16 protein-coding genes are annotated in these 12,849 nt (G+C 68.8%); 8 read left to right on the top strand and 8 right to left on the bottom strand.

Going from position 1 to position 12,849, the window contains the following annotated elements; translation table 11 throughout:
* Positions 1-266 precede the first annotated feature (266 nt).
* Positions 267-509: an STAS domain-containing protein gene (locus tag BSB02_RS43830; RefSeq protein ID WP_420855915.1), complete on the bottom strand. Its 243-nt coding sequence runs from the start codon at positions 507-509 to the stop codon at positions 267-269.
* Positions 510-1,660: 1,151 nt separating this feature from the next.
* Here BSB02_RS43830 and BSB02_RS40970 point away from each other — a divergent pair.
* Complete coding sequence (locus tag BSB02_RS40970; RefSeq protein WP_158088876.1) at positions 1,661-1,846, top strand: hypothetical protein; 186 nt, start codon at positions 1,661-1,663, stop codon at positions 1,844-1,846.
* A 225-nt stretch (positions 1,847-2,071) separates the two neighbouring features.
* Here BSB02_RS40970 and BSB02_RS38815 read toward each other — a convergent pair whose 3' ends face one another.
* Positions 2,072-2,620, bottom strand: a complete 549-nt coding sequence (locus BSB02_RS38815; protein WP_084966002.1) for a GNAT family N-acetyltransferase — start codon at positions 2,618-2,620, stop codon at positions 2,072-2,074.
* 658 nt (positions 2,621-3,278) lie between these two features.
* Between BSB02_RS38815 and BSB02_RS38810 the strand changes: the two genes are divergently transcribed.
* From BSB02_RS38810 to BSB02_RS38800, 3 genes are all read left to right on the top strand, one after another.
* Positions 3,279-3,629, top strand: coding sequence for an SCO4402 family protein (locus BSB02_RS38810; protein ID WP_143591748.1), 351 nt, complete (start codon positions 3,279-3,281; stop codon positions 3,627-3,629).
* A 273-nt stretch (positions 3,630-3,902) separates the two neighbouring features.
* Positions 3,903-4,274, top strand: a complete 372-nt coding sequence (locus BSB02_RS38805; RefSeq protein ID WP_084966000.1) for a VOC family protein — start codon at positions 3,903-3,905, stop codon at positions 4,272-4,274.
* A 186-nt stretch (positions 4,275-4,460) separates the two neighbouring features.
* Positions 4,461-4,934: a hypothetical protein gene (locus tag BSB02_RS38800; protein ID WP_084965999.1), complete on the top strand. Its 474-nt coding sequence runs from the start codon at positions 4,461-4,463 to the stop codon at positions 4,932-4,934.
* 584 nt (positions 4,935-5,518) lie between these two features.
* Here BSB02_RS38800 and BSB02_RS38795 read toward each other — a convergent pair.
* Positions 5,519-6,619: a helix-turn-helix transcriptional regulator gene (locus tag BSB02_RS38795; protein ID WP_084965998.1), complete on the bottom strand. Its 1,101-nt coding sequence runs from the start codon at positions 6,617-6,619 to the stop codon at positions 5,519-5,521.
* Between the two features lie 86 nt (positions 6,620-6,705).
* On the opposite strand from BSB02_RS38795, the gene BSB02_RS38790 reads away from it, so the two are divergent.
* Positions 6,706-8,085: an FAD-binding oxidoreductase gene (locus BSB02_RS38790; RefSeq protein WP_084965997.1), complete on the top strand. Its 1,380-nt coding sequence runs from the start codon at positions 6,706-6,708 to the stop codon at positions 8,083-8,085.
* A gap of 23 nt (positions 8,086-8,108) precedes the next feature.
* Here BSB02_RS38790 and BSB02_RS38785 read toward each other — a convergent pair whose 3' ends face one another.
* Positions 8,109-8,567, bottom strand: coding sequence for a MarR family winged helix-turn-helix transcriptional regulator (locus BSB02_RS38785; RefSeq protein WP_084965996.1), 459 nt, complete (start codon positions 8,565-8,567; stop codon positions 8,109-8,111).
* 62 nt (positions 8,568-8,629) lie between these two features.
* Between BSB02_RS38785 and BSB02_RS38780 the strand changes: the two genes are divergently transcribed.
* Positions 8,630-9,124 (top strand): SgcJ/EcaC family oxidoreductase, encoded by a 495-nt coding sequence (locus BSB02_RS38780; RefSeq protein WP_084965995.1) that lies wholly within the window; start codon positions 8,630-8,632, stop codon positions 9,122-9,124.
* Positions 9,125-9,140: 16 nt separating this feature from the next.
* On the opposite strand, the gene pyrH is transcribed toward BSB02_RS38780, so the two are convergent.
* Positions 9,141-9,848, bottom strand: coding sequence for a UMP kinase (gene pyrH, locus BSB02_RS38775; protein ID WP_206185136.1), 708 nt, complete (start codon positions 9,846-9,848; stop codon positions 9,141-9,143).
* Positions 9,849-10,014: 166 nt separating this feature from the next.
* Positions 10,015-10,530 carry a GNAT family N-acetyltransferase gene (locus tag BSB02_RS38770; RefSeq protein ID WP_206185135.1) on the bottom strand — a complete coding sequence of 172 codons (516 nt, stop codon included), beginning with the start codon at positions 10,528-10,530 and terminating at the stop codon, positions 10,015-10,017.
* A gap of 119 nt (positions 10,531-10,649) precedes the next feature.
* Here BSB02_RS38770 and BSB02_RS38765 point away from each other — a divergent pair, with 119 nt between their 5' ends.
* Together BSB02_RS38765 and BSB02_RS38760 are read left to right on the top strand one after the other, a co-directional pair.
* A complete protein-coding gene (locus BSB02_RS38765) occupies positions 10,650-11,192 on the top strand; it encodes a flavoprotein (RefSeq protein ID WP_084965993.1) in 543 nt (180 codons plus the stop codon).
* A gap of 80 nt (positions 11,193-11,272) precedes the next feature.
* Positions 11,273-11,596, top strand: a complete 324-nt coding sequence (locus BSB02_RS38760) for a hypothetical protein (RefSeq protein ID WP_143591746.1) — start codon at positions 11,273-11,275, stop codon at positions 11,594-11,596.
* Between the two features lie 274 nt (positions 11,597-11,870).
* Here the strand turns inward: BSB02_RS38760 and BSB02_RS38755 are convergent, their stop codons facing one another.
* Positions 11,871-12,053, bottom strand: coding sequence for a hypothetical protein (locus BSB02_RS38755; RefSeq protein ID WP_084965991.1), 183 nt, complete (start codon positions 12,051-12,053; stop codon positions 11,871-11,873).
* Between the two features lie 77 nt (positions 12,054-12,130).
* On the bottom strand, positions 12,131-12,529 hold the full coding sequence (locus tag BSB02_RS38750) for a tellurite resistance TerB family protein (protein ID WP_084965990.1): 399 nt from the start codon (positions 12,527-12,529) through the stop codon (positions 12,131-12,133).
* Positions 12,530-12,849 lie beyond the last annotated feature (320 nt).

Below are 12,849 nucleotides of genomic sequence, written 5' to 3'. Positions count from 1 at the left end.
GTCCCACACCCGGTTACGCGCAGAACTTCTGGATAGACGCTTAGGGAGGCTTCATCCTGGCTGGTGCTTGATACCACCAGACAGCCAGTTACACCCCCTGGGATACTCCGCATTGCCGAGTTGTTCTCATAGGGATCAAGGGCGGCGCTTCGCGCCGCCACCGCGCGGCCCTGCGCCAGGCCGCACGCTGCGCGTGCGGCCTGGGGGCCGTTCTCGCGTGCGCCGTGCTCGGGCCGCGCCGGTCGTGGCGGACATGCCACGTGCTCTCAAGCGCGGCGAAACTCGGCCACAGCATCCGCAACACTCTCATGGAACACACAGCGCTCACCCAACCGCAGCTGGCGAAAACGCTCCATGAGATCAGCAGGAGTTCCCGCAACCACCAACCGCCCGCCGGCCGCCAGGGCCCGTTTCACCGCGCCTATCACCGCACCGACAGAGAGATCATCCCAAGACCTGACGTCGCTCAGATCAAGCACTACACGAGGCGCGGCACCCAGGGAGACCATCGCATCTCCCAATCGCGCGGCCGGAGCCGTACTACGGCCGAAGTCACCGACCACCTTCAGAACGACACACTGGCCGCGATCAACGATCCGTAGGTCGAGCGGGGTCGCAGGTTCCCTGCCAGGCATGGCCGACTGCCTTCCGTCGATGCCGCTTGCCCTTCATTTTGCCTCCGGCGGGGGCCTCCGGCTCCAGGATGATCACGAAGCGCATGAGGGTCCGTAGTTGGCTGAGGCGGAAACCTGATCGTCCCGTCGCCGTCGCCCCAGGACAAGCCGAGCAGACCAGGGGCCGGGGGCGAAGGTCGTTCTGCCGTGGGGAGCTCCACCTTCACCCCTGACCCGCTCCACTGGCGTTTGGGACGACGGCGACGGGACGACCAGGCAAGGGAGGATCGTGCTGGCCGCACAAGCTGACAAGCGACGTGCTACCGCAGGTGGAAGCCCGGTTTTGCTAACGGATTGCTAACGAGGCGCTTCGAGACAAGGGAGACGGAGCGCCACGCCGTACACCTGGAAACGTGCAAGCCACCAGCTCAACGAGACGCCGTGAGACGACCTGAGACGCCGCAGATGTGTGCCTGACGCCTCATAACCCAGAGGTCGTAGGTTCAAAATCCTACCCCCGCTACCAGGGAAAATGCCCTTCCGGAGATGATCCGGAAGGGCATTTTCGTTGTCCATGCCAATGGGATTTTTTGTTCCTGTGGTCCGGGCGGCGAAGTGGTGCCCGGCCGTGGCGGGTTCAGGCGATCAGCAGGCGAAGGCCGAGCTCTGCCGCGTCGAGATCGACGAGGTCTCGGGTGAGTTCGGCCTGTATCTCCGGCACTGCGCTGAGCCAAGGGGTAGATCAAGTGCGGCTTTGTTCGTTACCTTCCTGTCGCCCACTACGTCGTCCGAGGTGACTACCGGATGCTCAAGAAGCCGCCAGGATGGCCCTATCTGATCCTCGTCACCGTCGTCGCCGTCCTCGCCCTTGACTGGGCCAGCGTGCCCATCTGGTACGTGGCTGCCAGATGGCCGCGAGCCGCCTGAAGACACATCGTGCGAGGGAACCGTCCATCTCGAAGGCCCGTGGTGGGGATGCGAAGCATGGGATGGCTGGTGACGGTCCGCCGAGGCGGTCATGGCACGGGGCAGGTGTCTTCCGGTTCGTGGGGATCGCCAGGCGTGGCGGCGTCGAGGACGAAGAGGGCGCCAGTACGGCGTCGCAGCCCATCACGATCAGCGCGATCGCGGTCTGCGGCGAGGACCAGCCGCGCAGTTCCTGCAGGCAGAGCGTGACGATGAACTGGAAGCCGAAGAACGCGGCGAGGCTGGCCCGGATCATCGTGGCCTAGCGGAAGATCCCCAGCCGGACGAGCGGCGCCTTGGCGCGCCGTTCGATCACGATGAACGCCGCGATCAGCCCGGGCCGGCCGTTCTGTCACGCCTACGGTCGTCGTGAGAGGCCAAGCACCAGATGATCCCCGGCCGCCGACGACCACCCGGTTCCAAGAAACGGCCCGCGCCGCCGCTGCGCCTGGCCACAGCCCGGCATGTTCACGACGTCCCGAACGCGAAGATCACAGGTAGGCCTTCGAGTCCGGCTTCCAATCCTTGACGAGGAGCCCGAGCAGCACCTCGTCCAAGAACTCGCCCATCACCCAGGCCGAGGAGCGCAGCACGCCCTCGCGGACGAAACCGTTGTGCTCGGCGGCGCGCAGCATCGCGGCGTTGTCCGACAGCGTCTCGATCTGCAGCCGCTGCAGGCCGCGCACGACGAAACCGTAGTGGCACAGCACCGCGACCACCTCGGTCCCGTAGCCCTTGCCGCGGGCCGACGGCAACAGCCCCAGCCCGATGTGCGCGGAGCGGTTGTGGTTGTCGATGCCCCACAGCGTCGCGGTGCCGACCAGCGTGCCGCCGTCCAGCTCCACGACCGAGAACGGGACGTGCCCTTGCTCCTTGTCGTCCACCACGAGCCGCGGATCCTTCGAGCCGGGTGAGATCGGCCGCCACGGCCGGCCTTCGGCTCGCGAAGAGGTGACCACGTCGTCGTAGAGCTCGGCCTGCAGGATCGGAATGTCCTCCTCGTGCCGGGCCCTGAGCCCGACCTTGTTACCTCTCAGCACGCAAGCTTCCTATCCGACCGGCTGTCCGGTGGCAAACCAAGCCCATCCCGGCTGGTGCTCTCTACCGAGTTGGCAGACAGGCACGTTGTGCCTCATTCGCCGCAATGCTCATCACCGCACCGACCGAGAGATCATCCCAAGTCCTCACGTCACTCAGGTCAAGCACCACCCGGGAGGCCATCGCATCTCTCAATTGAGCAGCCGGAGCCGCGCCACGGCCGAAGTCACCGACCACGCGCAGAACGACACACCGGCCGCGATCAACGATCCGTAGGCCGAGCGCGCCTTCCGTCGATGCCGTCCGCTCGTCGTTTCCGGCGGGGGCCTCATGATTCGGGGAACCAGACGAGGGCTTCGGGAGGACCAGACGAGGGGAGGCGCGCGTGCAGGCGTCATAGTCGAGGCCAGCAACCGTTCTTGGGAACGGGTTCGGGTACGGCCCGGCGAGCCGAGCCGTGACAGAGCCGCCCCGCCGTACCTCGATCCCACAAGGTCACAGCGAAGGCATGGGACGGGTCGAGGCGACGGAGACGCGTCGTTCGCCTCACGACCCGCAGGTTGCAGGTTCAGATCGTGCCCTCGACACCAAGCCAGGCCTTGATCGTTATGAGACGTGGAACGGCCGTTCGTGAACGGGATCTTCGGATAGCCTCCGTCCGTGCGAGCTGAGGTCCTGGATGCCCTTCGCGTTCTCGGCGATCGGGGCTACCAGGAACGGCACTGGCGAAACGGTGGAGGCTGGCCGGACCTTACCAACGCCGTGCACTGGCTGATCGACGATCCTTTTCTTGACCACAGGCCGGCTCGATTCTGGATACCCGATGTCTTCTGGGATGAGCGGGAGGCGGATGCGGTACAGGCTGCTGCCGATGCATTGTTGTTGGTGCTGGATGACCTCGGACCACACGAGCCCGACAGCGCCTATCTCGATCACCCCTCGTGGCCCCAGGTGGTCCGAGCGGCCGGCATGGCGCTCCGAGTGATGGAGACCAGTACCCCGCCCACCTGACCGCAGATCTCCTTCCCGTCTGCGGCTTCCACGGGAGCGAGAGTTCCGTGGGTGATCAGTTCTCGATCGGCTTGAACGTACTGCTTCATGGTGAAGGCCGAGTCAGCCTGGCTGAGCGCCTCCCCGTCGATCTTCGCGTCCCGGTCCGGGGTGGTGTAGCTGTGCCGTACGTCGTGAAAGACAGACAGTCTCCCCCGCAGAACAGCGGGCCGTGATCCTGTAGCCGGGCGCGAGGATGCGTGGTCTCGATCGTGAGGGTGCCAGAATCGAGACATGATCGGTCGGTTGGAGAAGACGGTGGTCGACTGTCCCGACCCTCGCGCGCTCGCCGCGTTCTACGCCGCGATCCTGGGCATGCGCATCAATGAGGACGGCGACGACTGGGTCGTCATCGGCTCCGAGCCGGGTGCGCGCCAGCTGGCCTTTCAGCGTGTGGCGCACTGGACCCCGCCGGTCTGGGGCGATCCGCGGCGTCCCCAGCAGTTGCATCTGGACATTCGCGTCGACGACGTGGATGCGGCGGAGCGGGAGGTGCTGGCCCTGGGAGCGAAGCGGCTGCCGGGGGAACTGGAGGGTCGCTACCGTGTCTTTGCGGATCCGGCAGGCCACCCGTTCTGCCTGGTGTTCGGACGACACGATCCGTAGCCGACGCCGTCTGGTTTGCCGGCGGCGGCCAGGCCGAGAAAAGACTCGGCGAAAGGACGACCACTGGTGCTGGGCCGCCCAACGAGGTAGCAGGCTGGAAGACTATGGAGTATCCCAGAGGCGGGACCCGAAAGGCGTGGCCACATAAGTCAGATCATTGTCCCTGCAAACCGGTGTGAGCGCTTGATGGGATTTTTCGGAACCTATCTTTTCGATGGAAGCGGCTGGACGGCGTGCGAAAGCGATCACCTGCCTGATGTCGCCGAGCCGTGGCTGCTGATCGATATTCACGCCAGCGACGTCGCGACCGTCGTTTATCGGCCCGAAGGCCGAGGCAGCGGAGTCGCATACCTTGGGTATACCCCGCGCACGTATTTCGAGAACGATGAGGCATCGGCGCCGACTGACATCGAGGTGGAGGCGAAGGGGCTCGCCGACTGGTGGGCACAGCGACGTGGCGGTGCGACCGAGGCGGCGCGGGCGTCCAAGGAGAGCGAGCTGATCGGCTTCCTTGCCGAGGACCTGGATCCTTCGGAGATCGAGTACGACGAGGAGGAAGACGTGGATGCACTCGACGACGGAGAGATCTTTGTCGAGGTCAAGGCGGCCCGCTTCCTTCAGGCGCTCGACTTGCCCCTTCCCGAGGATCTTGCTCGCTGACATGCGTATTCGAGTGAATGGCATGCCGCAACTCAACGTGTAATGCTGTGACTTGCCGAATCGCTCTCATAGAGACCAGAGGCGACGCTTCGCGCAGCGCGGAAGGCCGCACACCCCATCCGTGAGCTCATCGACCTCATGATTCAGCCGTCGGCCCTGCATTCCGCCGAGACTGTCGCTCCTCCCATTCGCGACGTTGCGCCGCACGCTCAGCGGTCACCCGTTCGTGGAGAGCCCGATCCTCGATTTCCCGCAGGCTCGGACCCCGCCGCTCATGCCGGATCGCCAGGCGAACCGCCCAGTAGACAAGAAGGAAGAACACCGCTGCCAGGAATGCCCAAATCACCAGCGTGATCAGAAGACTGGAGAGTCCGATTCGCATATAGACCAGCCCTTCGTGGAGGGCTCCAGCTTGCCGGATCTGTTTGGGAAGGTCCACTTGCCTCCGGCGAGGGTCTCGGGCTCCAGGATGAGCGCAGCACACACGGCGCTGGCCGTAGGTGTTGACAGAGAAACCGGATCATCCGGCCGCCATCGTTCCCGGACAAAGCCGAGCAGTTCGGCGCCGTGTTCCCCTCCACCGATCAGGACTCGTCGAACCACCCGTTGGCGGCGACAGGAGCGCTGCGTTCGATGCGCGGCAGGTAGTGGCGGAAGAACAGCTGGGCGGCCAGCTCACGGCGGCTGCGCACCCCGGTCTTGTCGAAGACCGCCTTGAGGTGGTCCTGCACGGTGTACGGCGAGACGAACAGCGCGCCGGCGATCTCGGCGGTCGAGTAGCCGAGCAGCGCGAGCTGGGCCACCTCGCGCTCGCGGGCGCTGAGCCCGCATGCGTCGAGCACCAGGGCGGTCAGCTCGTGCGGCTGGGACAGCTCCAGGGTGACCGCGACGCGGGACCCGGCCAGGCGCCAGGCGTGCAGGGTGAGCCACATCCCGCTGCGGGTGCGGGCGCGGGCCCGGGCGGCCTGGCCGCTGTCGTCGGCGGCCGCCTGCGCGGCCAAGGAGAACACCGGATAGGGCAGCGGAGCGCCGTCCGGGCGCAGCTCGACCAGGTCGGCCAGCCAGCGCTCGGCGGTCGGGGTGACCGACTCCACGGCGTGGTCGGGGCTGAGGATGAGCAGGCCCGGCCCGTCGGGCAGGCCTCCCCGCTCGACCTCGCCGCGCAGCAGCGCCTGGCGCACCATGCGGGCCAGCGGCGCCGACAGCTCGGTGAGGAACTCGGCCTCGTCCGGCCCGAACGGCGGGCTGCCGGGTTCGCGCATCAGCACCAGCGCCCCCCATGCCTGCCGGCCGTCCCGGAACACCAGGCGCGCCTCGTGCTCCATGCCGCTGGGCTCCAGCACGTCCCGGTACCGCACGCTGCGCTCCGGGCGCTTCCCGGTGGCCTCCCGCAGCACGCCCACCGGCGGGTCCTGCCGGGCCATGTCGGTGAAGAGCATGACGTCGGCCTCGCCGTACTCGATCGCCAGGAGCCGGGGCAGCACCGCCGGCGGCAGGCCTTCGTGGTGGGCCCCGCCGGTGGTCAGCATCGTCGCCGGGTCGAGGGTGATCCCGCACCAGGTGTCGGCCGGTACCGCGGCGCGCAGGGCGGGAGTGACGGCGCAGAACGCGGCGACACTGTCCGTCGCCGAGGCGGTGACCCGGGCGACCGCCCGGCGGGCGCGCTCGGCGGCCCGCTTGTCCATGAACCCAGGCTAACCCGGTCCGGCCGGGACGGAATCCCAGAACCGAGGGATCCCCACCGCGCCGCGGCGTCCCTAGCGTCGACGTCATGACCTCCATCGACACCGAACTGAACCAGCTGGCGGACCGGCTCGCGGGCGAGCTCGTCCTCCCCGGCGACCCCGGCTACGACCGCGCGCGGCGGGTCTGGAACGGGGCCGTCGACCGCTACCCGGCCGCCATCGTGCGCTGCAGGCGGACCGCCGATGTCGTCGCCGCCCTGCGCTTCGCCCGCGAACGCGGCTTCCTGGTCGCCGTGCGCGGCGGCGGGCACAGCATCCCCGGTTACTCCACCTGCGATGACGGCATCGTCCTCGACCTGGGCCCGATGAAGGGCGTCACCGTCGACCCCGTGCGCCGGGTCGCGGTCGCCGAAGCCGGGCTGACCTGGGGAGAGCTCGACGCGGCGACCCAGCGGCACGGGCTGGCCGTCACCGGCGGCGAGGTCTCCGACACCGGCATCGCCGGCCTGACCCTCGGCGGCGGCATCGGCTGGCTCAAGCGTGTCCACGGCCTGACCTGCGACAACCTGCTCGCCGCCGAGCTGGTCACCGCCGACGGGCAGGTACTGCACGCCGGCGCCGAGGAACATCCTGAGCTGTTCTGGGGGCTGCGCGGCGGGGGCGGCAACTTCGGGGTCGTCACCCGCTTCACCTACCGGCTGCACCCGGTCGGGCCCCTGTTCGCCGGGGCGGTCATGCATCCGGGTGACCGGGCGCCGCAGGCGCTGCGGTTCGTGCGCGACCTGGCCGCCGCCGCGCCCGACGAGCTGAGCCTGATGGCGGCCCTGGTCACCGCGCCGCCGGAGCCGTTCGTCCCGCCGGAGATGCGGGGCCGGCCGATGGTCCTGCTGGCCGGCTGCCACGTCGGGCCGGTGGAGGACGGCGAGCGCGCCCTGGCCCCGCTGCGCCGGTTCGGCCCGCCGCCGGTCGACCTGTTCGGCGTCATGCCCTACGTCGAACTGCAGCGTCTCGCCGATCCGATGAACGTCCCCGGGCGGCCGATCTACGTCAAGAGCGAGATGCTCGGGCCGCTCGACGACGCCGCGCTCGAGGTGGCCGCCGCCCGCGCCGCCGAGCCCAGCTCGCCGTACAACCAGCTGCTGCTGCACCACATGGGCGGCGCGGTACGGCGGGTGCCCGCCGACGCCACGGCCTTCGGCCACCGGGACGCCGAGTACCTGCTGACCGTCGCCGGGGCCTGGGAGGACCCGGCCGGGGACCCCCAGCCGCACGTACGGTGGGCCCGCGACAGCTGGCAGGCGCTGCGCCCCTGGTCGAGGGGCACCTACGTCAACCACCTCGGCGAGGAGGGCGAGGATCGCGTCCGCCAGGCCTACCCCGCCGGGACGTACGACCGTCTCGTGGCGCTCAAGCGCACCTACGACCCCGAGAACGTCTTCCGCCTCAACCAGAACATCCGGCCCTGATCAGCGGGCGCTCGGCGTGGCCTTCAGGGCAGTGCCGCGACGCGGGCGGTCTGTTCCTCCTGGACCCGCAGGACGGTCTGGAGGAAGTCCAGGATGACGGTGAGCTGGTCATAGGTGTAGCGGGTCAGCGCCTGGGCGCCCGCCTGGCCGACCGGGGCGAACAGTTCCGCCTCCGCCTCGCGGGCGGTGTCGGTCGGGGCGACCAGGACGAGGCGGCGGTTGCCTGGGTCACGGGCACGTGAGACCAGTCCGGCGCGTTCCAGCCGGTCGATGACGGTGGTGGTGGCCGCCGGGCTGAGCTTCAGCGCGGTGCTGAGCTGTCCGGCGGGCAGCGGACCGGCGCCCAGCACGACGTCAAGGCAGCGCAGGTCGGTGCGGTTGAGGCCGAGCCGCGCGGCGGCGGCCTCGTCGAAGGCGTCGAAGCTTTGCTGCAGCTGCCGCAGGAGCGTGGCGATCTCCTGGAGAAGCACATCTTTCGACATTCGAATCTTTCTGATATCGTATCTTTCGTTGATCGAAACAATCATATCGCGGAGGCACCGCCATGACCACCACCACCCTCACCGCCGACGACACCGAGATCAAGAACCTGTTCCAGGCGTTCATGCGGGCCTGGACCGACAACGACGCCCACGCCTTCGGCGCGCTGTTCACCGACGACTCCGACTACGTCTCCTATGACGGCACGATCGCCCGCGGCCGCCGGGAGCACCAGCACAACCACGACCTGCTCTTCCGCGGCGTCCTGGCCGGCTCGGCTCTGGTCGGCGACCTGGAGTCGATCCGCTACCTCACCCCTGACGTGGCGATCGTCCACGGCACCGCCTCGGTCCTGATGCCCTGGCGGAGCAAGCTGCCCAGGCGGCGCCTGTCCCGGCAGACCGTCGTCCTGGTCCGCACCACCACCGGCTGGAAGATCGGCGCCATCCACAACGGCCGGGTCCGCCCCATCGGCGTCCCCGCACCCGACGCCTTCCCGTCCAGGATGTCCCACCTGATGACCCGCGTCGCCCGCTTCCTCGGCCTCGGCCGCCGCTGAACACCGCCCCCGCGGGTCAGGCCGGGATCTCGCTGGCGATGAGGGTCCCGATGTCCTCGCCCTCGCAGATCGCCCTCATCGCGCCCTTGGCCTTCACGTCGAAGACATGCATGAGGAGCCGCTGCTCGTTCGCCAGCACGAAGGCGCTCTCGTCCATGACCCGTATCCCCGCGCTCAGCGCCTCGCGGTACGTCAGCCGGCTGTAGCGCCTCGCGCCCGGGTTCGTCCTCGGGTCGCTGTCGTAAACGCCGTCGACGCCGTGCTTGGCCACGAGCAGCGCGTCGGCGTCGAGCTCCAGGGCGCGCTGGACGGCGGGATAGTCGGTGGTGACGTACGGCTGGCCGATGCCGCCCGCCAGCAGCACGATCAGCCCGCGGCGCAGGTGCCGGTCGGCGCGGAGCCGGATGAAGGGTTCCGCCACGCTCTGCATCGGGATCGCGGTCATCACCCGGACGTCGGTCTCCGTGCGTGCGGTCAGCACGCCACGCAGCATCAGGGCGTTCATGACCGTGCCCAGCATGCCGATGTTGTCGGCCTCCGCCCTGCGGATGCCCCAGCCCTGAGCCATGCGGCCGCGGAAGTAGTTGCCCCCGCCGATCACCACGGCGATCTGGACACCGAGGTCGTGGACCGAGAGGATCTCGTCGGCCATCCGGTCGAGGCTCGAGGGATCCGTTCCGGAACCGGTGCCGTCGGCGAGCGCCTCGCCACTGAGCTTGACCACGACACGTGAGTAACGCCGCATGTCAGGTCCCTTCACCGCGGCACGTCGGGCAACTCGATCAAGGATACGAGGGCGGCGAGGCCAGGCCGTGGGCCTCCAGGCCGCTGGCGTGTCGAGGGGCCGCGCACGCCGCTCCGCCGTACCGGAAAGGAGAAAGCAGGCGCGGTCAGAGCTTCATCGAGTAGATGCGCTGCCGGCCGCCGTTGTAGGTGGCCATGCGCTCGAACCTGAGCCCGATCTTCTCGGCCACGCGCTGGGAGGGCACGTTGGCCGGGGCGATGATCGCGATCAGGCGGTCGACGTCGAGGACGTCGCGCGCGTGGTCGCGGCAGGCGGCGGCCGCCTCGGTCGCGTACCCGCGCCCCTGCAGGTCCGCCCGGACGTGGTAGCCGACCTCGACGAAGACCTCGCCCTCGACGGTCTGGCGCGTCAGGCCGCAGTCGCCCACGAACTCTCCGGTGTCCCGCAAGGTGACCACCCACAGACCGTGACCGTGCTCGCGATAGCTCCGCTGACTCGCCGTGATCCAGCCGAGCGCCTCGTCGCGGGTCTTCGGGCGCGGGTAGTGTCGCATCACCTCCGGATCGCCGAGGAGGGCGGCCATGTCGTCGAGGTCGTCGGGAGTCATCTCGCGGAAGGCGAGCCGCGCGGTGGGGCCGGGAGGGCGATGTCCTGCGATCACGTGGTGGTGTCCTCGGGTGGTGCGATGGCTCGGGATCATCGGATGGTACGGCGGAGCCTCGTGCGTCGCCACCTCCGGTTCGTGACCATGTCCGGGCGGAAGGCATAGGGGGTCTGGGTTTGGGCGGTGACGGCAGGCTTCTCTACGCGATCGTGTGCGCGGCGAGCCCGGCCCGGGACGTCGGCCGCCTCGTCGCGATGGCGCAGGGCGAGGGATGGGTCGTGCAGGTCGTCGCGACGCCGTCCGCGCTGGAGTTCGTCGACGTGCCGGCCCTGGAGGAGCAGACCGGCCGTCCGGTGCGCAGCCGGTACCGCAGGCCCGACGAGCCCAAGCCGCCCAGGGCGGACGCGATCATCGTCGCGCCCGCCACCTACAACACCGTCAACAAGTTCGCGCAGGGCATCGCGGACACCTATGCGCTGGGCGTCCTGGCGGAGGCTCCGGGACTCGGCATCCCCGTCGTCGTCCTGCCCTTCGTGAACGGCGCTCTGGCCTCGCGCGCCCCGTTTCGGCGGAGCGTCGAGGCACTGCGCGCCGAAGGCGTGCGCGTCTGCTTCGGGCCAGGAGCCTTCGAGCCGCACGCGCCGAGTCAGGGAGCCGACCCGACCGGCTCGTTTCCCTGGCGGCTCGCGCTGGACCAGCTCGGCGAGGTGATGGGCTGAGGCCGCAGGGGGAGGAGCGTTGTCGTCGTCCCTCATGCGGGTGCATGGCCGAAAGGCGACCTAGATGTTAGGCAGTGGTTGTGCGCGCACTGCTCTTGACACTGGCCGCCGTTGCGGGAGCCGTCCTTGTGACGGCGATCGTGGTGCTGTCGACGGTGTTCGGCGGCGGCGGGACGCTCTCGGCGGACCCTGCCCCGACCACCGGGTGCCCTGCCATGCCGCGATCCGAAGACCTCGACTACGAGGACGGGCCGGGACAGCGCGTGTCAACCGGAGCCGCCTGGAACCTGACCCTTGATCCCGTCACCCGCACCGGGCTGGTCGCGGCGGCGTGTCTCAAGGGGAGCCGCGCGGCGGTCGACGCGGCCGGCGGCGAAATCCACTACGGCGGCGTCTTCGGCTAGAACGGAGCCTCGGACAAGTACTACGCCATCGCGATCCGCGACCGGATCCATCTGTGGACCAGGCAGGCGGGCGACATCTGGCATTACAGCGGCGAGTGGGCGACGCGCGGCTGCATTCCTCCCGTTCCCAGGGAGCTGTATGCCGCCTGGGGGCTGAGCCTGCCCACCGAGGCGCCGGACGGCCGTCCCTGCGGGCACACGGGCTGAAGGCGGCGAAGTCCACAGCCAGGGGCCTCCGCCGTACCCATCGGGAGGAGCCGGTACGGCCGGCCGGTCACCTCAGCATGAGGACGGCTTTTTGTACGGCCCAGCCGGCCAGGAAGAGAGCGAACGCCCCTTCCGCGAGCCGTACCCACATCGCGGAGGCATCAGCCGCGAAGATCACGACTCCGAGCCAGATGAGTGCGAAGCTCCCGACCAGGGCGATGGCCGCCCAGTTCAAACCCCGATGCCACATAAGCGCAGTGTCGCAGGCACATTGCCAAGGCGAGGTGTGGTGTCGGTGTTCGGGGAGCAACAACCGACTTGTCGGCCTTAGCGGGGCAGCGACCGGCCCGACCCGACACAGCGCCGCACGCGCAGACCGCGGGGCCTGAGGGAAGCCGTCTGCTCCAGGCAGGCGAGGAGCGCGGCCGCCGCACGCGCGTCGGCCAGGATGCGCTGGACGGCTTCGCCGTCCTGGGGGAGTTGCCCGCGTTCGGCGAGTTCGTGCCGGAGGAAGGAGAGGGGGTCGTCGGCGCCGGCCGCGTCGGCCGCGATCGTCGCCCGGGCGGCGGTCAGCAGGCGCAGGTAGTAGGTACGCAGGACGGCCTCGCGCATCCGCGCCTGCTCGAGGTCGTCGACCAGGTCGCGGGCGATGCTCAGCAGCTCAGAGGGATGTGTCGTGCCATCGGCGAGGTGGGCGCGGATGTCGTCGAACTCCGAGCGGGTCATGGCGGACACCTCCGAGGGTGCAGTCTGCTCGTGACTACTAGGTATCCGGCACCGATTGCGGATGACTTGCTGTCCGCTTGCCGCAGTCCGCAGGTTTGGCGTACTGGTGGGCGGGGAAGGACTCTCTAGTTACCTGTGTGGTGTCTGAGGGCTGCTACAGTTAGTGGTGCGCGGCGGTGGTCCGCGCCAACCTCACTCCTTCCTGGCTTGTCCGGTTGGTTCGTGTTCTTGCGGGTGGGCTGGTAAGGTAGAGGGGTTGCCCGGAAACGGGATCCGCCGATTTGACAGTGGTCGGGGCGGCGGAAAGAATGGCGAAGCGG

Source organism: Thermoactinospora rubra, from assembly GCF_002093975.1.
GTDB classification, from domain to species: domain Bacteria; phylum Actinomycetota; class Actinomycetes; order Streptosporangiales; family Streptosporangiaceae; genus Nonomuraea; species Nonomuraea rubra_A.
This window is presented reverse-complemented; position numbering and strand designations above follow the sequence as displayed.

Bases quoted from the DNA above. Each gene is read 5' to 3' on its own strand.
- BSB02_RS38795 (WP_084965998.1), bottom strand. From the start codon at position 6,619: ATGGACAAGCGGGCCGCCGAGCGCGCCCGCCGGGCGGTCGCCCGGGTC.
- BSB02_RS38755 (WP_084965991.1), bottom strand. From the start codon at position 12,053: ATGTGGCATCGGGGTTTGAACTGGGCGGCCATCGCCCTGGTCGGGAGC.
- BSB02_RS38805 (WP_084966000.1), top strand. From the start codon at position 3,903: ATGATCGGTCGGTTGGAGAAGACGGTGGTCGACTGTCCCGACCCTCGC.
- BSB02_RS43830 (WP_420855915.1), bottom strand. From the start codon at position 509: ATGGTCTCCCTGGGTGCCGCGCCTCGTGTAGTGCTTGATCTGAGCGAC.
- BSB02_RS38750 (WP_084965990.1), bottom strand. From the start codon at position 12,529: ATGACCCGCTCGGAGTTCGACGACATCCGCGCCCACCTCGCCGATGGC.
- BSB02_RS38790 (WP_084965997.1), top strand. From the start codon at position 6,706: ATGACCTCCATCGACACCGAACTGAACCAGCTGGCGGACCGGCTCGCG.
- BSB02_RS38780 (WP_084965995.1), top strand. From the start codon at position 8,630: ATGACCACCACCACCCTCACCGCCGACGACACCGAGATCAAGAACCTG.
- BSB02_RS38800 (WP_084965999.1), top strand. From the start codon at position 4,461: ATGGGATTTTTCGGAACCTATCTTTTCGATGGAAGCGGCTGGACGGCG.
- BSB02_RS38785 (WP_084965996.1), bottom strand. From the start codon at position 8,567: ATGTCGAAAGATGTGCTTCTCCAGGAGATCGCCACGCTCCTGCGGCAG.